Source organism: Candidatus Galacturonatibacter soehngenii (assembly GCF_008830185.1).
Taxonomy (GTDB): domain Bacteria; phylum Bacillota; class Clostridia; order Lachnospirales; family Lachnospiraceae; genus Lachnotalea; species Lachnotalea soehngenii.
Genome location: NZ_WAGX01000005.1, coordinates 485,078 through 507,803, shown reverse-complemented (window position 1 = coordinate 507,803; position 22,726 = coordinate 485,078). Strand labels below are relative to the sequence as shown.

The window sequence follows — 22,726 nt, the reverse complement described above, 5'->3', positions numbered from 1 at the left end:
ACTATAATATATTTAAATATTACATTTTATAACATTATTAGTCAGTATTTTATAAGTGTCAAAAGTACTATATAAGGGGGGAGTTCGTTGATTGCACATATTCATCCTGACACGAATCAGGAACAAAGTATCATTAGTCATTTAGAAGGAACTGCAAAATATGCAAAGCAGATAGGAAGTCAGTTAGGTATGGAAAATTTGTCCTACCTAACGGCACTCTTTCATGATATGGGTAAATTTAGATTAAAGTTTGCACAATATTTAAAAAACGCATTTTACAATGAAGAAAGACAGGTAAGAGGCAATGTCAACCATAGTTCGGCTGGAGCTATTTATATTTATCAAAGATATTATAAAAACAATGGGTTACAAAAGCTGACAGCTCAAATGATTTGTGAAGCAATTTTATCACATCATGGATTAAATGACTGTATGTCAGTACAAGGAGAAGATTGCTTTCGAAAAAGAGTTGAAAATTTGGAAGGCTTAGATTACGAAGAAGTGTTACATAACTTTGAACAAAGTGGCATTTCTGTAGAAGATATTGACCAAAAATTTGCTTTGGCTATGGAAGAAGTACATAATATAAAAAATAAAATAGAACAGCATGAATTATTTGAACCATTTTTAATGGGGCTCGTGACTAGAATGTTATTATCTATTTTAATTGATGCAGATCGATTGGATACAGCTGTTTTTTGTGGGGATAGAGATAGCACTGTATTAGAAATTGGTGAGTTTTCTTGGAGTGATATGGCAAAAAATCTTGAAGAGAAGCTAAATCAATTTCCAAGAGATAAAGGTATATTTGCGATAAGAAGACAGATAGCGAATGAATGCCTTGCTTTTGCAGACAGACCATCTGGAATCTATCGGCTAGCTGTTCCAACAGGAGGAGCAAAGACCTTAAGTAGTATGCGTTACGCAATCCATCATGCCAAGAGGTATCACAAAAAACGTGTCTTTTATATAGGACCTTATTTGAGTATACTGGAGCAAAATAGCCAAGTATTTCGAGATGCACTCGGAATAGATGATGCTATTTTAGAACATCATTCAAATGTATTGATAGGGGAGGAAGATGAGAGTAAAGCGCAAAACCGGTATCGTCATTTAACAGAAAATTGGGATACACCTGTTGTTATAACAACATTTGTTCAGTTTTTAAATACTTTATTTGGAGGAAAAACATCTTCAATACGGCGATTTCATAATTTGTCCGATTCCGTTATTATTATTGATGAAATACAATCATTACCGATTACAATGTTATACAGTTTTAATATGGCAATGAATTATCTGCATTATCTGTGCGATACAACTATTGTTTTATGCTCAGCAACTCAACCAATTCTAGAAAAGATTGAAATACCTATTCATTATTCGACTCCTATTGATATGATGTCTAATTCGGATGATCTATATCAGAAACTAAAAAGAGTAAGAATTGAAGCGAAAAAAGGTGTCTATAATACCGAACAACTGGGATCTTTTTTGAATCAATTAGGAAAAGAGTATAAGAGCATTCTTGTCATTTTAAATACAATAGAAGCCGTAAAGAAACTTTATAATGAATACAAAAGAATCAAGGAGGAAGAAGGAGAAGAGATCACATTAATTCATTTAAGTACTGATATGTGTCCAGAACATCGACTGGAGTGTATTCGTTACATTAAGGAGAATGGAATGGATAAAACATTGGTTTGTATTAGCACCTCCCTGATTGAAGCAGGTGTCGATTTATCCTTTGAATGTGTCCTTCGCTCCTATACAGGTCTTGATAGCATTGCACAGGCAGCAGGAAGGTGTAACCGTAATGGTGAGAAGAAAGAGGGAGTAGCCTATCTGATCCATTATGAAGAGGAGCGTTTAGGAAGGCTAGAACAGACTAGAAAAGGAGCCTTATGTTGTGAGTCAGTCATTGAGCTTTTTGATAATCATAAAGAAATCTTTCACAATGATATACTGTCAAGACCTGCTTTGGAGGCATATTATCAAAGGTATTATTTTGACCCAGAGCAAAAACAGGAGATGTGTTACAAGATCAAAGAACATAATACAAATTTAGTTGATTTATTGAGTCGCAACTGGACTGGTAGCCATGCTTTTTTTGTAAGAAATGGTAGAAATAAAGAGCCTGATTTAGCACTCTATCAGGCATTCCAATTAGCAGGAAAAAGCTTTTGCGTTATTAATCAGAATACAACAGCAGTATTGGTACCATACGGGGAAGGAGAGGATATTATCAATCGATTAAATGGAAAACTATCAGGAAAAGAGATTATTAAATTGATTCGAAAGGGGCAACGCTTTACCGTAAATCTATATAAAGACAAAATAGAAAAATTAACACGGTTGAATGCAATTTACCCACTAAATAATGGACAAATACTAGCATTGGCAAGTGGCTTTTATGATAATAGTCTTGGTGTGGTAACAGAAGGGAAATCAAACTTTTTAAATATTTAACAGGAGGGAAGTAAGTGAATAAGGAAAACAGTATTGAATTTAAGGTATATGGGAGGAAGGCGTTATTTTCAGACCCTATTAATCGAATTGGCGGAGAAAAATTTTCGTACCAGATTCCCACCTATGAAGCGTTGAAGGGAATTGTCGAGAGTATCTATTGGAAACCAACATTTGTATGGGTAATCGACAAAGTAAGGGTAATGAATCAGATACAGACGGAGTCATCAGGTATTAGACCCATTGAATATGCAGGGGGAAATACGTTGTCTTATTATACTTATTTAAGAGATGTAGAATATCAGATAAAGGCACATTTTGAATGGAATGAAAATCGTAAAGAATTGGCTAAGGATAGAAACGAAAATAAGCATTTTTTTATGGCGAAAAGAATGCTTGAAAGAGGCGGGCGAAGGGATATTTTTTTGGGAACAAGAGAATGCCAAGGATATGTAGAACCTTGCAGTTTTGGTAAAGGTGTAGGTGCATATGATCAGTTAGAAGAACTATCATTTGGTCTCATGGTACATGGATTGACTTATCCAGACCTTGCGATAAGGGAGGAAGAAAAGGGGAGAATTACATCCAGATTCTGGTGCCCGATTATGAAAAAAGGTGTTGTTGAATTCATTCGACCAGAAGAATGTAGCATACGTAGAATTCTTAGTGACATGAAAGAAAAGGAGTTTAATTCAAATAACTTTTCAGGTTTAGAGGAGTTTGAAGAATTATTAAACAAAGAGGGGGTACTTTAAATGGGGGCAATGCAAATATTGCAAGAAACCTATAAAAAGGCAAGGAACTATGTAGGTCGAAAAGATTTCATGGATTGTGTTTTGTTACCAATTGCTCACTCGACTCAAAATGCTCAGGTTGAAATTGTCATTAATTTAAAAGGTGAATGGAAAAGTGCCAGGAAAGTAGAAAAGATAGAGGCAGTAACAATTATTCCTGTTACAAAAGATTCAGGTAGTAGAGCGAGTGGAATTGCTCCACATCCTCTTATGGATAAGCTATGCTATGTAGCCGGAGACTTTTATAGATATGATCAAAAGAAAAAGGCTGAGGAATATTATCAGGCTTATTTGGAGCAACTAGAGAAATGGATAAGGTATGGCAGTCATAACTATGTAACTGCAATTTACTCATACATAAAAAAAAGGACAATGGTTAAAGACTTAATAAATGAAGGAGTATTAGTAGCGGGAGAAGATGGACGATTGGACGAAACGATAAAGATAGAGGGAATAAACCAGAACGATGCCTTTATACGATTTCGAATCCAAGACGAAATGGTTTTAGGTCTAGGAGAAGTATGGAAGGAGCAGGCGGTCTACGACGATTATATCAATTTTTATCTAAAGCAATTTAAAGAGGTAGACTTAGATTATATTACAGGAGAATATATGCCTTGTTCGGATAAGCATCCCTCAAAGATTCGGTATAGTGGGGATAAAGCAAAGTTAATATCGGCAAATGATAGTACTGGATTTACCTATCGAGGACGTTTTACAAATAAGAATGAAGCACTTTCTATTGGATATGTATCTTCACAGGAGGCTCATAATGCTCTTCGATGGTTAATCGAAAGACAAGGATATAAAAAATATGGTATGTGTGTGGTGACTTGGAATCCCGAAGATGAGGAATTGCCTGATTATCTTAAGTACGACACGATTGATACCATATATGGAGCGCAAATAAATCAGACGGCTGATTTTGCAGAATCTTATGCAAAAGAAGTCAACCGTGCAATAAAAGGATGCTTTGCAAATCTAAATAATCCTTTAAAGCAGGTTGTGGTAATGGCTTTGGATGGTGCGACACCTGGGAGGCTTTCGGTAATCTATTACCAACAAATACAAGGGTCTGAGTTTTTGAATCATTTAATTCACTGGCATACATCTTGTTGTTGGATCATGAGTTATAAGAAAGCATTTCCGGCACAACCTATGGCACCAATGCCAGAAGATATTGTCAAAGCGGCTTATGGAGTGGAAAGAAATGAATTGTTATACGTAGAAGACAAATTAATAAAGATAACGATAGAACGCTTGATTCCTTGCATTGTTTATGGGAAAAAGATACCACGGGATATTGTAAAAGCTGCATTTGAAAATGCATGTCGTGCACAAGCTTTTAATAATTTGAATCGAAGAAAAATATTGGAAATTGCGTGTGCATTGATATATAAAGACTATCAAGATAGAAATAAAAATAAGAAAGGGGAGTGCAATTCGATGAGTTTAAATCGTGAAAACCATAATAGAGATTATTTATATGGAAGGCTGTTAGCCGTAGCCCACAAGCTTGAATATGATACCTATACAAAAGAGGAGCAAGGCAAACGAATAACCAATGCAGAACGATATCGTAATATGATGATTAAAAGACCTAATAAAACTTGGCTTGACATTTATAAAAAGTTACATTCTTATGAAAAGAAGCTAAATAGAAAGTTACAAGTGATGTACCAAAAAGAGTTTCAAGAAATCTATGATTCTTTTCAAGAAGGGGATTATACAAAAAAAGAAAAGCTAGGAGAATTGGTATTATTAGGATATCATTGTCAACTGAGTGAATTGTGGAAAATGAAAAGAGAGAATGAGGATGGAGGGCAAAAAAATGAGTAAGTTAGAAAGTAAGATTGATTTTTCGGTTTTAATTACGGTTAGAAAGGCAAATCCAAATGGTGACCCGCTCAACGGTAACCGTCCAAGAGAAGATTTTGAAGGATATGGTGAAATGTCAGATGTATGCATTAAAAGAAAGATTAGGAATAGATTACAAGATATGGGAGAAGAAATCTTTGTCCAATCAGACGAAAGATGCGTGGATGGTTATAAAAGTTTGAGTGAAAGAGCCAAAAATTGCAAGGAGCTTGAGGAGGCATTAAAAGCAAAAGATAAGGATGCTTATGTAAAAAAAGCTTCAGAAAAATGGATAGATGTTAGAAGCTTTGGACAAGTATTTGCATTTAAAGATAATAAGGTATCGGTAGGAGTAAGGGGGCCTGTATCGATTCATACAGGTGTTAGTATCTCACCCATAGAAATTATGGACTTACAGATTACAAAGAGTACAAATAGTGAACCGAATAAGGAGGGGAATAAATCCTCGGATACCATGGGAAGTAAATATCGTGTTGAGTTTGGGTTGTACCGGATTAATGGAAGTATCAATACTCAATTGGCTGAAAAGACTGGTTTCACAGAAGAAGATGCGGAAAAAATAAAACAAGCACTGATTTCACTGTTTGAAAACGATGCATCTGCGGCTAGACCAGATGGAAGTATGGAGGTGCGTAAGGTTTATTGGTGGCGTCATAATGGTAAAATAGGCCAATATTCCTCAGCGAAAGTGCACCGCTCTTTAGTAATAAAAGAAAATGATGATTTAGATGATACACCTAATAGCTATGATGATTATTCAATTACGCTGAATGCTTTGGAGGGGCTTGAGCCTACAATATATGATGGAATATAGAGAAGAAGACTACCTAATGCTTTCAGGAATTCAGCATTATTCCTTTTGTCCAAGACAGTGGGCATTGATCCATATTGAACAACAATGGTCAGAAAACTATTTTACCATATTGGGAAATATTATGCATCAAAATGCTCATGACAAGGGTTTTACAGAAAAAAGAAATAATAAAATTATTACGAGGGGGATGTCTGTTTTTTCCAGAACATTGGGAGTACGAGGTGATTGTGATGTGGTTGAATTTCACAAAGATAAAGACTAACTATTAAAAGTCAAGTCTAAAATGATATTTTTTTGAATGAATTGCGGATATGCATTTCATATATTTGAACATTGAAAACTGCATGACAAATAGAGCATCTTAACAGGTGCTCAATAAGGAGACATTTTTATTAAAAACTTAAGCTGCTTTGATGTAGGATTGTCCGGATTTTTCTAACCGGTAAATTACTCTGACGAGTTTTTTAGCAGCATGTGATATTGCAACATAATAATGCTTACCTTCAGAGCGTTTTTTGGCAAGGTAAGCTGAAAAGGTTGGATCCCAATGACACACAAATATAGTTGCGTTAAATAGAGCGTATCGTAGATATTTGGAACCCCGTTTTTCCATGCGTGCATAGGAAGAATCTAGTTGACCGGATTGATAAGTAGATGGTGATAAACCTGCATAAGCGAGTATCTTATCAGGAGAATCAAAATAAGAAAAATCACCGATTTCAGCAATAATCATGGAACCCATACGGTAGTTGATACCTGGAATGCTTAGAATTGGTGAATTGATATTGTCCATGATAGATTTGATTTGGGATTCAATTTCATTGATTTCAGAATTTAGTTCCTTAATCAGTCTGATGGTATGCTTTAGTTCCAGAGATTTGGCAGGCATATGAGAACCAATGGATGTCCTTGCTGCTTCTCTGAAAAGATTAGCAGTATCTTTTCCATAGTGACCTTTAGAAGAAACAGAAAGTAGATTTGTCAGCCTAGTCAAATGAGCTGATGAAATATCAGATGCACTTGGAAACTCAGATAATAAAGCATAAACAGATGCCATATGGAGTGTTGGCACATGTTTCTCCAGTTCTGGAAAAAGAATTGTAACAAGACGGGAAATGGAGGTTTTTAACTTGGCACGTTCCTTAACTTTATCAAAACGATAGCGAGTTAGTGACTTCAATTCTTCATTATGGTAAGATGTGTCTGAGTAGGACTTTAAGTTCACATCAGACATAAGCATTGTAGCAATCGTATGGGCATCAACTTTATCCGTTTTCGTCTTTCTAAGGCTTAGACTTTTTCTGTAAAGGTTGGTATGTAACGGGTTGATAACAAAGGTGGTCAGACCTTTATCAAGAAGATATCCCAAGATGTTATAACTGTAGTGTCCTGTGGCTTCAAGTCCTACTTTTACTTCGGTTAAATCATCTGTAACGGATATGATTTTCTGATAGAGTTCATCAAAACCATCTCGGTTGTTTGGAAAGGTAAATGCTTTAAAGAGCACTTCACCATCTGAGTTAGTGATAAAGCAATCATGCTTATCCTTTGCAATATCAATTCCTGCGTATATCATAGCAATTCTCCTTTGAAATGTATTTGATACTGTTTGGAACCACGGATACTCCTTGCGATTGTATTCTCGTTCTAAATAAACCGTCATGCGGTATCTAACTGATTAACAAATATACAAAGAGATTGTGGTTGGAGTCTTTCTGTAACCATCAAGTGGTAGAAGGTGAGCACCAATCCACAGTATCTCCATTAGTATAGCATACAGTCCTTGGAGAGGGACTATAAACACTACTACTATATAATACGAGAAGGTATCTCATTAAAGAATTATGAGGAAAGGTACTTGCCCATACCGGTAGAATACAAACGGGGAAAACCAAAAGAGCATGATGCAGATGTGTTACAGCTTTGCGCACAGGCTATGTGTTTGGAGGAAATGCTAGTCTGCACAGTTAAGAAAGGTTATTTGTATTATGGAGAATCCAAGCGAAGAGTGATGATTGAGTTTGACTTGGAGTTAAGACAAAAGGTAAGTACCACTTTTGAACGGATGCATCAGTTATATAATAAAAGGCATACACCAAAGGTTAAAGTATCAAAAGCATGCAAGGCGTGCTCTCTTTCAGAAGTTTGCCTTCCCAAGTTAAACAAAAAGATTTCAGTTACAGAATATATGGAAAAGAATCTTGGAGGAGGTATGCAATGAGAAAATTAATGAATACATTATATGTAACATCACCGAATGCTTATTTATCACTTGATGGTGAAAATGTTGTAGTTTTGATTGAAGACAAAGAGCGTATCCGAGTTCCGTTACACAACATAGAAGGTGTAGTCACATTTGGATACACAGGGGCTAGTCCGGCATTTATGGGGCAGTGTGCAAAAAGAAATATTGCGCTTACATTCTTAAGTCAAAACGGCCGTTTTTTAGCACGTGTGGTTGGAGAGACAAAGGGAAATGTAGTTCTTAGAAGGGAGCAGTATCGTATTGCTGATAGCGAAGATAAAAGCTTAGAGATTGCAAAGAACTGTATTATTGGGAAAATTCATAATACAAGAAGTGTAATTAACAGAGCACTGCGTGATCATGCAGCTCGCATAGAAGAAGATAAATTTCAATCAGTATCCAGCCAATTAAAGAATAGTCTTAGGTTAGTTCAGGGTGCGACAACTTTAGAAGAACTAAGAGGATATGAAGGGGAGGCTGCTTCTAGGTATTTCTTTATTATGGACGACTTAATATTACAGCAGAAAGAAGAGTTTTATTTTCATACGAGAAATAAAAGACCCCCTCTTGATAATGTAAATGCTATGCTTTCTTTTACCTATACTTTACTTGCACATGATGTTGCAGCAGCTCTGGAAACAGTTGGATTAGATTCCTATGTGGGGTTTCTTCATAGGGATCGTCCTGGAAGAGTTTCTTTAGCGCTAGATGTTATGGAAGAGTTGCGTTCTATTTTCGCAGACCGTTTTGTTATCTCATTAATAAATAAGCGAATTATAAATGGACACGGATTTGATAAACAAGAAAGTGGTGCAATAGTTATGAAGGATGAAACAAAAAAAGAAGTCTTGAAGAACTGGCAGGAAAGAAAGCAAGAGAAGATAAAGCATCCTTTCCTAGAGGAGAGCATTGAGTGGGGACTTGTTCCATATGTACAAGCTATGTTACTTGCTCGTTTTATTCGGGGTGATTTAGATGGATATCCGCCATTTTTGTGGAAGTAGGTGAGAGAATATGATGGTATTAATTACGTATGATGTAAATACAGAAACCAATGCCGGAAAGACAAGGCTTAGAAAAGTTGCAAAGCAATGTGTCAATTATGGAAGGAGAGTTCAAAACTCTGTATTTGAATGTGTAATGGATTATGGAAAATGTCAGGAAGTAAAACATATTTTGGAAAAGATTATCGATAAAGATAAGGATAGTTTAAGATTCTATTATTTAGGTAATAACTATAAATCAAAAATTGAACATGTTGGTGCGAAGGAATCATTTGATGTGGAAGGAAGCTTGATTGTTTAAAGTTATATACAGTGCGAATCATAAGTGAACATTGAAATACTAGGAGACTCGCGCAAAAATAATAAACAAATTATCAAAATAATTAGAGTTATAAGTAATGAAATCTTATTTTTTTGTAATTTAGTGTACATAGTAGCCAATTAATGCAATTGACAAGTAAGAAAAATTGGTTACTTTTGCTGTCAGGAGCCGCAAGGCTCTTGTGGATTGAAATAAGACATTTAATCCACCAATGACTAATAGAAATTGGTCAGGAGCCGCAAGGCTCTTGTGGATTGAAATTTATTTGACCATATAGAAGTTACAGAAGATTGATAGTCAGGAGCCGCAAGGCTCTTGTGGATTGAAATAATTCAAATCGATTCGTTTGGCGGCGCGGCAGCTGGTCAGGAGCCGCAAGGCTCTTGTGGATTGAAATTGAAATGGAAAACGCCATATCGCTTTGGAAATTAATGTCAGGAGCCGCAAGGCTCTTGTGGATTGAAATAAACTTAGCTTTGTCAATTTTAAATTCTTCAAGCGTCAGGAGCCGCAAGGCTCTTGTGGATTGAAATAATCAGAATTGAGGTTGATGGTTTCGATGAATTTAGTCAGGAGCCGCAAGGCTCTTGTGGATTGAAATGTATAAACAATGTGACAGCTAGTAATAACAAAGCGTCAGGAGCCGCAAGGCTCTTGTGGATTGAAATTCAATATTACTAAAAAAAACCTATCTGTTTCAGAGTCAGGAGCCGCAAGGCTCTTGTGGATTGAAATGATGGAAATGCAGTATGAATTATCAATACATAGGGTCAGGAGCCGCAAGGCTCTTGTGGATTGAAATTTCAAGCGTAATTAGATCATTAATAAATAACTCTTGTCAGGAGCCGCAAGGCTCTTGTGGATTGAAATGTTTAGAGGTAGTATCAACAGCAGGGGCAATAGAAGGTCAGGAGCCGCAAGGCTCTTGTGGATTGAAATTTTGAAATATATCTTAGGGTCTTGGTGGTCGGCAAGTCAGGAGCCGCAAGGCTCTTGTGGATTGAAATTTCAATTAAAGGAGCAAATAAAGGCGCTAGAAATTGTCAGGAGCCGCAAGGCTCTTGTGGATTGAAATGACTTTTTGATGAAGTAGAAGATGAAAATGATAAAGTCAGGAGCCGCAAGGCTCTTGTGGATTGAAATATATGATAGGAGGAATAATATGTCAAGTTTAGATGTCAGGAGCCGCAAGGCTCTTGTGGATTGAAATATATTAGAGACAGTATAAATAGCAGATTTTATTAATGTCAGGAGCCGCAAGGCTCTTGTGGATTGAAATTTAAAAAGACCATGATATTTATTGTAATTGCTGCGTCAGGAGCCGCAAGGCTCTTGTGGATTGAAATTAATTCCGCAAATGTCATAGATTGTGCTACAAATGGTCAGGAGCCGCAAGGCTCTTGTGGATTGAAATATCTGAACTATACCTCATTAGTGCCCTAAGATTTGTCAGGAGCCGCAAGGCTCTTGTGGATTGAAATTTTGCATGGCGGGGAAAATGAATAACTCCGGTGTATGTCAGGAGCCGCAAGGCTCTTGTGGATTGAAATTTTGCTGAAAGTGCTACATATAATGGGTGGAGTTAGTCAGGAGCCGCAAGGCTCTTGTGGATTGAAATCACTTTTATTGCAATAGGTTAGGCGGTGAAATATGTCAGGAGCCGCAAGGCTCTTGTGGATTGAAATGATGAATCAAATCGAAATTTTTAAAAGTGAAGAGTGTCAGGAGCCGCAAGGCTCTTGTGGATTGAAATCTTTATTGAGCGTACAGGATACGGAACAGCAACAGGTCAGGAGCCGCAAGGCTCTTGTGGATTGAAATGATAAAAGAATCACTTAGAAATATATTTACCGATGGTCAGGAGCCGCAAGGCTCTTGTGGATTGAAATCAAAAGTAAGTATCCCTAGAATTCCAGCACTTGCGTCAGGAGCCGCAAGGCTCTTGTGGATTGAAATCTTAATATGCTTGGAGATTTAGGTGACTGTGCACAGTCAGGAGCCGCAAGGCTCTTGTGGATTGAAATATGGGTGCCGATTTTGTCATGGGCCTTATGATTGCGTCAGGAGCCGCAAGGCTCTTGTGGATTGAAATCTATTGTTTTCATGTTGTTTTATACAAAAACACAGTCAGGAGCCGCAAGGCTCTTGTGGATTGAAATTACAAGTATTATGATAATACGTTTTAGCGCCACGTCAGGAGCCGCAAGGCTCTTGTGGATTGAAATATATCCATCGTCTGTTATAAGTCGAATAGAAGATGTCAGGAGCCGCAAGGCTCTTGTGGATTGAAATTCCAATAAAATACAAAGTGCCCACTGATATATAGTCAGGAGCCGCAAGGCTCTTGTGGATTGAAATTTTTTAAGAGAAAGGAAGTGTCATTTAAGATGGCTGTCAGGAGCCGCAAGGCTCTTGTGGATTGAAATCGCTAGGAACATTACTTAAAGGACTAATAGAAACCGTCAGGAGCCGCAAGGCTCTTGTGGATTGAAATTCTGTTAGTGCACTAGTAAGCTGTCCTGTAAAATGTCAGGAGCCGCAAGGCTCTTGTGGATTGAAATCTTATTATAATATGCCAATAATTACAAAAGAAAGTCAGGAGCCGCAAGGCTCTTGTGGATTGAAATAGTAAATCAATCAAGCATTGTTGCAGCAGCAGCAGAGTCAGGAGCCGCAAGGCTCTTGTGGATTGAAATTACAGTTAGTAATAATAATGGGGCAGTAAGTACAGGTCAGGAGCCGCAAGGCTCTTGTGGATTGAAATATGGATAGACGGAAGCCCGTTGTACGCTTGTACATAGTCAGGAGCCGCAAGGCTCTTGTGGATTGAAATCATAAGCCGATGAATTAGCCTTATTTATTTTACGTCAGGAGCCGCAAGGCTCTTGTGGATTGAAATCTCGGAAGTCCATTACTGTAAATCCCCAGTCCAGTCAGGAGCCGCAAGGCTCTTGTGGATTGAAATTTTCAGGATAGTATACATACACGAGTTTTGGAAGGTCAGGAGCCGCAAGGCTCTTGTGGATTGAAATTTATGAATCAGTTGAATGTACAATGACAGTTGAATGTCAGGAGCCGCAAGGCTCTTGTGGATTGAAATTAGCCAAATAACAGGTAGTACAAGCAGTTATGCAAGTCAGGAGCCGCAAGGCTCTTGTGGATTGAAATTTGAGAATCCAGACTTACTTATTAAAGTTGCTACCGTCAGGAGCCGCAAGGCTCTTGTGGATTGAAATAATAGAACCAACCATTTCATCATTAAGATATATGGTCAGGAGCCGCAAGGCTCTTGTGGATTGAAATTCTAATTACTAAAGTATACCTACATATGAAGCCATAGTCAGGAGCCGCAAGGCTCTTGTGGATTGAAATTGCTCATTATCAATATTTTGTTGATGCAGATGAAAGTCAGGAGCCGCAAGGCTCTTGTGGATTGAAATGTTTACCTCTATAACTTCTGCGGATATGCAAGATGGTCAGGAGCCGCAAGGCTCTTGTGGATTGAAATATTTTACTAAAGAAATGCCTTACACGGAGGAAATGGTCAGGAGCCGCAAGGCTCTTGTGGATTGAAATCGTTATTAAGCCATTAACATTAGAAGAAGCGAAAGGTCAGGAGCCGCAAGGCTCTTGTGGATTGAAATTACCATACATTGTAAAATAAATCACTTAATTCCTCGTCAGGAGCCGCAAGGCTCTTGTGGATTGAAATCCTTTATCCAAAGCTAACAAAAGATACGGCATATGGTCAGGAGCCGCAAGGCTCTTGTGGATTGAAATTTTATATTGACATATTATACCTTTAAGATTAAACGTCAGGAGCCGCAAGGCTCTTGTGGATTGAAATCGTTGCTCTTATTTTCTATCTAATATGTCACTTGGTCAGGAGCCGCAAGGCTCTTGTGGATTGAAATCATCAAAGAAAGAAGTTATAAATAATACAAGTAAGTCAGGAGCCGCAAGGCTCTTGTGGATTGAAATTTAAATTCAAGTAACTTATTTAATCCTTCAATTTGTCAGGAGCCGCAAGGCTCTTGTGGATTGAAATACCTTTTATGGACCTTAGCGGAATAGAAGCATTATGTCAGGAGCCGCAAGGCTCTTGTGGATTGAAATTACATTCGAACAGGACTTGGAAAGGATATACATATGTCAGGAGCCGCAAGGCTCTTGTGGATTGAAATTGCTGCATCCGACCAATTTATAAAAACAGAATAAGTCAGGAGCCGCAAGGCTCTTGTGGATTGAAATTCCTATATATCCCCTTAATGCTGAATTATATAATGTCAGGAGCCGCAAGGCTCTTGTGGATTGAAATAATCTAGGTTACAGTTTTGTAAGACAGCGAATAATGTCAGGAGCCGCAAGGCTCTTGTGGATTGAAATCCTTGGTGATATTGATGTTGACTTTGCGCCAGAAGGTCAGGAGCCGCAAGGCTCTTGTGGATTGAAATACGTGAAACATTAAGGAGATGAACAATGCCGGCAAGTCAGGAGCCGCAAGGCTCTTGTGGATTGAAATTGTATTGGATGGTTAGTACCCACCTACAGCAGAGTCAGGAGCCGAAAGGCATGTAACATTTATTAAAATTATCCTAAATAATCTTTACGATACACCCCATCAAAGATGCACTCCTTCATCAAAAGCAATTCTTCCTTCGTCACATCAACAGGATGTACCATAAGACGTAACAAAACATCATGAGGAGAATATTGAAGATGAGGTTGTAGATATTCGATGTCACTTTGTTTAAAACACAAACGCTCATAAAAAGCGATTCGTCTTTTAGCTTCAACGGTATCAGCAGCCTCGACCTCGATAACAACGGGTAGCTTGGTTGTACTTAAGTAAGAGCGAAGTATGTTTGAGCCAAGACCTTTCCCCCTACTGCTTGGACTTACTGCAAAATGCTCCACATAATGAAACGTATCAAATAACCATTCTGCAATAAAAGCTTGTATAACACCCTCTGATTCTGCAACCAAAACCTGATAGTTGGGGTACCCAAACAATGAATATTCTCCCTCATAAGAACGAAATTCTGAGGGAGGAAATGATTGTTGCATCAGTTGATATAAGGAAGGGAATTCCTCGTTTTTTAATAATCTAAGTGTGGCATCCATTTAGAAACCTCCTTTGTTTAAGAAATAAATTCATTGTCTATGCCCTCTTGCATTGATTCGTTAGTTTTATTCTCTGGTATATATTTCTTTAAAAGAATCAAGGCAACCAACAACGTGATCAACTCAGTAAGTGGCATAGTAAGCCAAATTCCATTCACATTCAATATGAGTGGTAAGAGGTATAATATAATAAGGTTTAAAATAAGTCCTCGCATAAAACTAAGCAAAAGAGCTAATTTTGGCTGTAATACGGATTGAAAATAAGTATTTAAAAATATATTACCTGCCATACCAAGAAACGCAAGAGAATAAAGCTGGATTGCGGGCTTTGCCATTGCAAAAATTTCTTCCGTCGGATTAAGAAAGGCGTATATCACCATACTAGGGAAAAATAATCCGATTATCATTATAATAAAGCCTGTCAAAAAAGCTGTTATAAGCCCATAGCGTAGTGTGGATTGTACCCTTTTCTTTAAATTAGCACCATAATTTCTTGAAAGAATTGGTTGAGCAGCTTGTGCAATACCATTAATTAATGAACTTACAATAAGTGCTGAATTGGAAATGATACTATAAACGGTAACGCCTGTTACGCCAGTATATTTTAGTAGCTGATGATTAAAAGCAAAGATAACAATACCAGACGATATTTCAACTAAGAAAGAAGAAAATCCATTTTCAAAGATAGATTTTAATCGTTTCAAGATGATATTCTTTCTACTAAAATGCAACGAATTTTCCTTTGAAAGAAAATGTGAACATAATATAAGGAAGGTAGTAAAACTTCCTAGTACCGTTGCAAAAGAAGCACCAAACATTCCCCAATTGAAAATAAAAATAAAAATGTAATCCAGTATGATATTTAAAACACCACCAGTGATAACAGCTGCCATTGATTTTTTCGCTGCCTTATCATTGCGCACAAATATTTGCAAAAATGGTGATAAAACAAAAAATGGAATTCCGGTAATAAATATTTTTCCATATTGAGTGACATAAAAATACGTAGCGTCAGTTACTCCAAGTATTCGAATCAGTGGTTCAAATAATAAATAAGTAAGAAGTATTAAAACAATGGAGATTGAGCCAGCAAAAAAGAAGGCAGTAGAAAAATATTCTCTTGCTCTTTTTTCATCTCCCATTCCAAGGGAAACAGACATTAAAATCGCACCACCATTACCAAATAAATATCCGATTCCAAACATAAGAGAAAATAATGGCAATATGATATTCAAACCAGCAACGGCCTCTCCACCGATTCCTTTTCCAATCATAATGGTATCGGCAAGTATATAAATAGATGTAACCAAAGTTGCACTGATGGAAGGGAACAAATACCTAAAAAATAGCGTTCTAACATTATCTTTTAATAAATCAATCGTTTTCATAAAAACTCCTTTACCCTATGTAAACTTTTTAAGCAAAGTTTATTATAAACCTTAAAGTAACTTGAATGTCAATAGAATTTGTAGTAATCTATTGCTATTAAGTAGAAAAAAGGAGAAAAAAATGAAACAACCTTTGTCCATTGGAGAGATTTCAAAGCTTCTAAATGTACCAAAATCAACCCTTCGTTATTGGGATAGTGAAGGGTTGATTGATCTAAATCGTAATGACGGTAATAAATATAGAGAATATTCAAGACATACCTTAGTCGGACTATCCGATTTGGTTTATTATCGTTCAATTAATATGCCAATTAAAGAAATGAAGCGGTTAAAGGAAGTCAATCCGCTCCAATTAAAAGAGATTTTGAACGAATTAGGAAATAATATCAATGAAGAAATAAATCGTTTGTTGCACTCTAAATTAGAACTAGAGAATCGAATACAGAATATGGAATGCTATCTGCAACTAGTACAAAATCCATACCAACACGAAAAAGTCGATTTTGAAAAGCTTTATTCTTTTGATTATAATAGCCCAAAGGCATGGGCAGATTGCATCAATGACCAATATGAAAATATTATATATTATGAAAAAGGCAGTAAAGCGCCTGAAATTTGTATGACAAAATCCTATTCAAAGGAAAGTCAACTGCTATGGGAATCAAAAGATGAAAATCAATCATATATTACATTTCCTTTGGCAGTACAATATGGAAATCCACTTGCCTTGGATTTTGCACCCCATTTCAATCAACTATCCACTATGGGGTATGAAGCAAAACATATATTTGGTAGATATCTATTTTCTGCATATGACGAAAGGCATTGTGACTTTTACAAAGGATATGCAGAAATCTTGAGCTCTTGATTATTGATAGATAATTGGATAATCAAGGGTTTGAAAATAATCACCTGCGTCATGGAATATTATAATATCGCCAACTTCTATTTTGGGCAGCTTCTTTGCAATGGCAAAGAGGTCCCTGTTCTCACACAACGAGCCTGTAATATCGTAGGTATGGTCACAGGGTTCGTTTCTTTTCCTAAAACAGTAATTGCATGTAATTGTTATATCTAGCGGGTGTCATAAAACTATTCGTAGAGGCATCCTGACCAAGAAAAGTTTTAGAGGTTCTCTTGATATGTAAAACACGCGTAACAAAATATCCATATGGACCAGTCATAAATAATCCTAGAATTTATCATACGTAAGTAGGGCATGGATTGTCTTAATGCAGGGTGCACTTGGAATCTACTTAAGAAGTAAAATGTTTCGTTTACACAGTGCTAAGATGAGAGTATATTACGAAGAAAAAATGAATGTTGTTAAAAAAAGCTAGATAATTTACTACGTATCTTAGAAAGAAAGAAGATAATAGTAAGTGATATCAAAGCGTGTTTTATAAAAGAACTTATCTCATAACGCTTGACAAAACAGATAGAAAAGTTTAATCCCATCTTTTATCTGTTGTTCATTTGTATTGCCATATCCAAAAATCAAAGAATGGCAAGGAGAATAATCATAGCTTTGTCTAGGCATCAAGTTTGAAATATAATAATCAGAAAGAGGGGATATAGAAATTCTTTGTTTTTGCAATCTTTGCATGGTAGCTTCATCAAATGTAATATTTTTAAAGGTAGCAACTAAATGAAGTCCTGCATTCGCACCAGATATGATTACATCATTTTTAAAAGAATCGTTTAGCAGTTTCAGTAAGAGCGTTCTTCGTTTGGCATAAACTTTTTTCATGTTTTGGATATGTCTTTCATAATAACCTTCCCGAATAAAAGCTGCCATTGTTAGCTGTTCAAGAATCGGTGAATGGATGTCCGCAAAATATTTTGCTTGCGTAAGACTTGGAATGTATAAATCAGGTATTACCATATAGCCCATTCTAATTGCAGGAGATAAGGTTTTAGAAAATGTACCAATATAAATAACACGACTTGGTTCTATGCTTTGCATGGAGGGAATTGGATTGCCCTCATAACGAAATTCACTGTCATAGTCATCTTCTACGATGTAGCAATCTTGCTCTATGGCATAACGAATTAAATCAATTCTTCTTTTAATGGGCAAAATACTGCCTGTAGGAAATTGATGACTAGGAGTCGTAAAAATTAGTTTGGGAGGATTATTCCTTGGGAGTTTGCTTGTTTCTAGCCCATTCTCATCAAGAGTAATAGGAACATAGCTAATATCATAAGCACTTAGTGTACTTTGAAGTCCCTTACTGCTAGGGTTTTCTAGTATGGCATAATCATGATTGGATAATATGGATTTTAATAAATGGAATGCCTGTGCTGCTCCATTTGTAATGATGATATGCGCAGGTGTCGTGATAACGCCACGTGCTCTTTGTAAGTATTTTGCTAATTCCAACCGTAATTCATACATACCAAAAGAGTTCTGGTAATCCAGTTGCTCAGGTGCCAGTGTCTGTGTTACTTCTTTATAAAGCTTTCCCCATCTTTCAATGGGAATAAGGTGTAAGTCAGGAACGCCAGTACGAAAGCTGATATCGTCTTTTGTAGAAGGATATAATAAATCAGCCTGACTTTTGCTCGCTGAATCAGGAAGTGTCACCTTTTGATAACTTAGTCCCTCTAAGACATAAGTTCCAGAGCCTTCAATAGAATATAGATACCCCTCCGCAATAAGCTGGTCATAGGCTTCCACAACTACATTTCTTGAAACATTCAATTCCTTTGCTAATTTTCTTGTAGAAGGTAGTTTTTCGTTCGGTCTTAAGATACCGTTTAAAATGTACTCCTTCATTTTTGTATACAATTGACGTGCTAAAGATATAGATGAATCTTTTTCCAATGAAAAATACATATTACCCCTCCAAGTGGTCCTGTTGAATTACTAAAAAAGTGGCTCTCATATATGTCCGCTTTAGATGGTAAAATTATATCACATTTAAGATGGATTACAAGGAGGAGTAAAGTTATGAATTCATTTATCATTGCATCATTCATCGTTATTTTGATGCCAGGAACTGGCTTTGTGTATACGATTTCTACGGGGGTTACCAGAGGAAAGAAAAGCGGTGTTTACGCCGCAGTTGGTTGCACCCTTGCAATCATTCCACATATGATTGCTGGAATTTTTACTATGTTTTTCTTAACGAACATAAACGATATGGTATTTCAAAGCGTTAAGTTTGTTGGAGTAATCTATTTGATATATCTTGGAATCACAATGATAAGAGGTAAGGTATCTTATGAAATGGAGCAAGAAGATAAAAAAATATCAAACCTTAAAATTGGATTAAAAGGTATGTTAATTAATCTTCTTAATCCTAAGCTAACTGTTTTTTTTCTTGCTTTTATACCACAATACATAGATAAAAGTGAAAGAAATATTCTCATGCAAAGTATCCAGCTAGACATGATATTTCTAGTAATTTCCCTTTTAGTTTTCTTAATTTATGCATTACTTTCAGGTAGCGTTTTTTATTTCATTGAAAAGGGAAATCAAAAGCTTTCTTGGTTACCAAGACTGTCTGGAATTATTTTTATTGTTTTTTCGATTCAATTATTAGTAAGTCGTATTTAGTTTCTGACACCATATATTTCTTTTATGCATACTATGATAGCAGAGAAAGGAAGGAGAAGTATATGAGAAAATATCGTCAAGGGGATGGTGAATTTAATAGAAATATGAGACGTTTTGCAAAAACCGATTATGGTCCAGAGCCATTTACTGCTAATATCGAGAGAGAAGCAGATAAAAATTCATTCTACCGTTCTGCATTTTGGACAGGTAAATGTTTACAAATGACATTAATGTGTATTCCTGTTGGTGGAGATATCGGTCTGGAAATGCATGATGATACAGATCAATTTATTCGTGTAGAGCAAGGCCAAGGAGTTGTAATGATGGGGCCAAGTAAAGAACATATGGGGTACAGTCGTAGGCTTACAAAAGGAGACGGTGTATTTGTCCCAGTGTGCACATGGCATAATATTATTAACACAGGAAAATGTCCTTTAAAATTATCTTCCATTTATGCACCTCCACATCATAAAAGAGGAACCATTCATCAAACAAAAAAAGATTCTGAGCAATCAGGATACTAATTAATTTATGTAAGAAATAGAAAGTATGAGAGTCGTAATGGATTTTCATACTTTTTGTATAAAGAGAAATAATTTATCTAGTAATTTAATAAGGGTTCCTGTAAAATAATAGATAGTAAATTATTTGAAATACAAACCATTTATGGTTAATGATATAGGAGGAAATATGTTATTAGAAGAAAAGTTCAATCAATTAAAGGAAAATATAAAGAAAAGAGGGAGTGCTGCCATTGCATTTTCTGGTGGAGTAGATAGCACTTTTTTAATAAAGGTAGCGCATGATGTACTAGGTGATAAAATGATGGCAATCACAGCAACTTCTTCTACATATCCTGAAAGAGAGTTAAAGGAAGCGATTCAATATGCAAAAGAAATGGGCATCAATCATCAGATTATTTCATCAGAAGAGCTTGAGATTGAAGGGTTTGCAAGTAATCCAACGAATCGTTGTTATTATTGTAAAAAGGAGCTTTTTTCAAAAATTAAAGAAATTGCAAAGAAAAATAATTTGGCAAGTGTATTTGATGGCTCCAATATGGATGATGAGGGAGACTATAGACCTGGAATGCAGGCAGCGAGGGAATTAGAAGTGATTAGTCCATTAAAAGAAGCGAAACTTACAAAGGATGATATCAGAATATTATCCAAAGAATTAGGACTAATCACATGGAACAAACCAGCTTTTGCCTGTCTTTCTTCAAGATTTCCATATGGGAATCCAATTACAGCGCCAAAGCTTAAGATGGTGGAAGAAGCCGAGCAGTTTTTACTGGATATGGGAATGAGACAAGTTAGAGTCAGACATCACGATGAAATTGCACGAATCGAAGTTGCGCCAGAAGAAAGAATACAGTTTTTTGATATTGATGTCATGAATCGAATTGGAGAAAAATTTAAAAAGATTGGATTTACGTATGTTACGTTGGATATACTTGGGTATCGAACAGGAAGTATGAATGAAGTTTTAAGTGAAGAAGAAAAATCAAAGAAGTAGTTTATAACAAAAATTGGAAAGATAATTGCATGTTTAATATTTATGTGATATAATACTGCACAAAAATAGCAAAATTGGAGGATTTTTAAATTATGGACTCAGACCCTGACGCGACTAATATGACTATGCAAATATTGGTCTTAGTGGCATTGACATTGACGAATGCATTTTTTGCTGGAGCGGAAATGGCTCTGGTATCTGTCAATAAAAGCAAGTTAGCAATCTTAGAAGAAAATGGAAACAAGAAGGCACGTTTGATATTAAATTTACTAACCGAGCCAACGAAGTTTTTATCTACGATTCAGGTTGCAATTACGTTATCTGGTTTTTTTGCCAGTGCCTCGGCAGCAACTGGTATATCACAAGAATTAGCAAATGCTTTGAAGTTTTTAAATATACCTTATACCTCACAAATATCGTTTGTGCTTGTTACGGTAATTTTATCATTTTTTACGTTAGTATATGGAGAACTTGTACCAAAGCGGATTGCGTTACAAAAAGCAGAAACCTTTAGCTTAATTTGTATCAACGTAGTTGTATTTATTTCAAAGATTGCATCACCATTTGTAAAGTTATTAACCTTTTTTACAAATATAACACTAAAGCTTTTTGGCATGAATGCAGAGAATCTGGAAGAAAGGGTTTCCAAGGAAGTAATTCAATCAATGATTGAACAAGGTAAGGAACAAGGAGTGTTTAATAATATTGAACATGATATGATCAATTCAATTTTTGAATTTGATAACAAACTTGCCAGAGAGATTATGACACCACGAATTAAAGTTTTTGCAATTGATATTTCAGAACCCAAAGAAGAGTATTTTGATGAACTGTTTGAGATGAAGTATTCCAGAATACCTGTTTACGAAGAAGAAGTAGATAATATTGTAGGTGTATTGTATATAAAAGATATTTTAAGTGAAGCAAAAAAAGTAGGTTTTGATAATATTGATTTGAGGAAAATATTGCATGAACCTTATCTTGTACCAGAAAATAAAAATATTGACGAATTATTTAGAGAAATGCAACATCAAAAGAAATATTTTGCTATATTAATCAATGAATACGGTGAATTTTCAGGTGTTGTAACCATTGAAGATTTGGTAGAAGAGGTTATGGGTGATATTGCAGATGAGTATGACGAAAATGGACCTCAGATTAGTGAAATAGATAATAAAACTTATCTGATTGATGGACTTGTATCAGTGGATGAGATGAATGATAAATTTCATTTAGAGATAGATTCAGAATATTATGATACCATTTCAGGTTTTATGATAGATGAATTAGGTTTTATCCCAAAGGATGGAGATATTAGGAAAATTCGATATAGAGATTATGTATTTGAATTGGTTAGCGTAAAAGATAAACGAATTGAAAAAATCAAAATGTATTTACCAGAAATAAAAGTGGAAAGTCTTTCGACAGAAGAAAATTAAACAAAAATAGATGGCCTCATGAATAGAATCAAAGATTATTATCATGAGGCCATTTTTAAAAATATGATGTAGTTGACAAACGGAATTAATTTTGTTAGCATTTAGTTAGATAACACTAACTAGAAAATTTATACATACAATTCATATTTTTTCGTAAATTTGGAAAGATAAT

18 protein-coding genes and 1 CRISPR repeat array are annotated in these 22,726 nt (G+C 35.9%); of the genes, 13 read left to right on the top strand and 5 right to left on the bottom strand.

Going from position 1 to position 22,726, the window contains the following annotated elements:
• Positions 1-87: 87 nt before the first annotated feature.
• Genes cas3 through F7O84_RS09825 form a run of 5 tightly spaced genes read left to right on the top strand, consistent with a single transcriptional unit; the run spans position 88 to position 6,214 of the window.
• Positions 88-2,469 carry a CRISPR-associated helicase Cas3' gene (cas3, locus tag F7O84_RS09845; RefSeq protein WP_151144435.1) on the top strand — a complete coding sequence of 794 codons (2,382 nt, stop codon included), beginning with the start codon at positions 88-90 and terminating at the stop codon, positions 2,467-2,469.
• A 14-nt stretch (positions 2,470-2,483) separates the two neighbouring features.
• On the top strand, positions 2,484-3,221 hold the full coding sequence (gene cas5c, locus F7O84_RS09840; protein WP_151144433.1) for a type I-C CRISPR-associated protein Cas5c: 738 nt from the start codon (positions 2,484-2,486) through the stop codon (positions 3,219-3,221).
• Positions 3,222-5,099: a type I-C CRISPR-associated protein Cas8c/Csd1 gene (cas8c, locus tag F7O84_RS09835; protein WP_151144431.1), complete on the top strand. Its 1,878-nt coding sequence runs from the start codon at positions 3,222-3,224 to the stop codon at positions 5,097-5,099.
• Positions 5,092-5,952, top strand: coding sequence for a type I-C CRISPR-associated protein Cas7/Csd2 (gene cas7c / locus F7O84_RS09830; RefSeq protein ID WP_151144429.1), 861 nt, complete (start codon positions 5,092-5,094; stop codon positions 5,950-5,952). The genes cas8c and cas7c overlap by 8 nt, the downstream gene beginning before the upstream one ends.
• Positions 5,942-6,214 carry a CRISPR-associated protein Cas4 gene (locus F7O84_RS09825; RefSeq protein WP_330578760.1) on the top strand — a complete coding sequence of 91 codons (273 nt, stop codon included), beginning with the start codon at positions 5,942-5,944 and terminating at the stop codon, positions 6,212-6,214. The genes cas7c and F7O84_RS09825 overlap by 11 nt, the downstream gene beginning before the upstream one ends.
• 138 nt (positions 6,215-6,352) lie before the next feature.
• Here the strand turns inward: F7O84_RS09825 and F7O84_RS09820 are convergent, their stop codons facing one another.
• Positions 6,353-7,528 (bottom strand): IS110 family RNA-guided transposase, encoded by a 1,176-nt coding sequence (locus F7O84_RS09820; RefSeq protein ID WP_151141897.1) that lies wholly within the window; start codon positions 7,526-7,528, stop codon positions 6,353-6,355.
• 282 nt (positions 7,529-7,810) lie between these two features.
• On the opposite strand from F7O84_RS09820, the gene cas4 reads away from it, so the two are divergent.
• Genes cas4 through cas2 form a run of 3 tightly spaced genes read left to right on the top strand, consistent with a single transcriptional unit; the run spans position 7,811 to position 9,502 of the window.
• Entirely contained in the window at positions 7,811-8,173 is a 363-nt protein-coding gene (cas4, locus tag F7O84_RS09815; RefSeq protein ID WP_243140857.1) for a CRISPR-associated protein Cas4, read from the top strand.
• Positions 8,170-9,201, top strand: a complete 1,032-nt coding sequence (gene cas1c / locus F7O84_RS09810) for a type I-C CRISPR-associated endonuclease Cas1c (protein ID WP_151144423.1) — start codon at positions 8,170-8,172, stop codon at positions 9,199-9,201. The genes cas4 and cas1c overlap by 4 nt, the downstream gene beginning before the upstream one ends.
• A 10-nt stretch (positions 9,202-9,211) precedes the next feature.
• The gene (gene cas2, locus F7O84_RS09805; protein WP_151144421.1) at positions 9,212-9,502 is read left to right on the top strand and encodes a CRISPR-associated endonuclease Cas2; all 291 of its coding nucleotides are present in this window, start codon (positions 9,212-9,214) and stop codon (positions 9,500-9,502) included.
• Positions 9,503-9,683: 181 nt separating this feature from the next.
• Positions 9,684-14,045: direct repeats of the CRISPR family, unit length 33 nt; unit sequence GTCAGGAGCCGCAAGGCTCTTGTGGATTGAAAT.
• Positions 14,046-14,113: 68 nt separating this feature from the next.
• On the opposite strand, the gene F7O84_RS09800 is transcribed toward cas2, so the two are convergent.
• Both F7O84_RS09800 and F7O84_RS09795 read right to left on the bottom strand, forming a co-directional pair.
• Positions 14,114-14,647: a GNAT family N-acetyltransferase gene (locus F7O84_RS09800; protein WP_151144419.1), complete on the bottom strand. Its 534-nt coding sequence runs from the start codon at positions 14,645-14,647 to the stop codon at positions 14,114-14,116.
• A gap of 17 nt (positions 14,648-14,664) precedes the next feature.
• Entirely contained in the window at positions 14,665-16,035 is a 1,371-nt protein-coding gene (locus tag F7O84_RS09795) for an MATE family efflux transporter (RefSeq protein ID WP_151144417.1), read from the bottom strand.
• Between the two features lie 121 nt (positions 16,036-16,156).
• On the opposite strand from F7O84_RS09795, the gene F7O84_RS09790 reads away from it, so the two are divergent.
• Positions 16,157-16,903: a MerR family transcriptional regulator gene (locus F7O84_RS09790; RefSeq protein WP_151144415.1), complete on the top strand. Its 747-nt coding sequence runs from the start codon at positions 16,157-16,159 to the stop codon at positions 16,901-16,903.
• Here the strand turns inward: F7O84_RS09790 and F7O84_RS19585 are convergent, their stop codons facing one another.
• Both F7O84_RS19585 and pdxR read right to left on the bottom strand, forming a co-directional pair.
• On the bottom strand, positions 16,904-17,101 hold the full coding sequence (locus F7O84_RS19585; RefSeq protein WP_420886646.1) for a hypothetical protein: 198 nt from the start codon (positions 17,099-17,101) through the stop codon (positions 16,904-16,906).
• A 351-nt stretch (positions 17,102-17,452) separates the two neighbouring features.
• Positions 17,453-18,874 carry a MocR-like pyridoxine biosynthesis transcription factor PdxR gene (pdxR, locus tag F7O84_RS09780; RefSeq protein ID WP_151144413.1) on the bottom strand — a complete coding sequence of 474 codons (1,422 nt, stop codon included), beginning with the start codon at positions 18,872-18,874 and terminating at the stop codon, positions 17,453-17,455.
• 114 nt (positions 18,875-18,988) lie between these two features.
• Here pdxR and F7O84_RS09775 point away from each other — a divergent pair, with 114 nt between their 5' ends.
• The 4 genes from F7O84_RS09775 to F7O84_RS09760 all read left to right on the top strand — a co-directional run bounded on the left by F7O84_RS09775 (position 18,989) and on the right by F7O84_RS09760 (position 22,554).
• Entirely contained in the window at positions 18,989-19,597 is a 609-nt protein-coding gene (locus F7O84_RS09775) for a LysE family translocator (protein ID WP_192451712.1), read from the top strand.
• A 62-nt stretch (positions 19,598-19,659) separates the two neighbouring features.
• The gene (locus F7O84_RS09770) at positions 19,660-20,121 is read left to right on the top strand and encodes a cupin domain-containing protein (protein ID WP_192451711.1); all 462 of its coding nucleotides are present in this window, start codon (positions 19,660-19,662) and stop codon (positions 20,119-20,121) included.
• 166 nt (positions 20,122-20,287) lie between these two features.
• Entirely contained in the window at positions 20,288-21,115 is an 828-nt protein-coding gene (gene larE / locus F7O84_RS09765) for an ATP-dependent sacrificial sulfur transferase LarE (protein ID WP_151144409.1), read from the top strand.
• A gap of 92 nt (positions 21,116-21,207) precedes the next feature.
• Entirely contained in the window at positions 21,208-22,554 is a 1,347-nt protein-coding gene (locus F7O84_RS09760) for a hemolysin family protein (protein ID WP_151144407.1), read from the top strand.
• Positions 22,555-22,726: the final 172 nt, after the last annotated feature.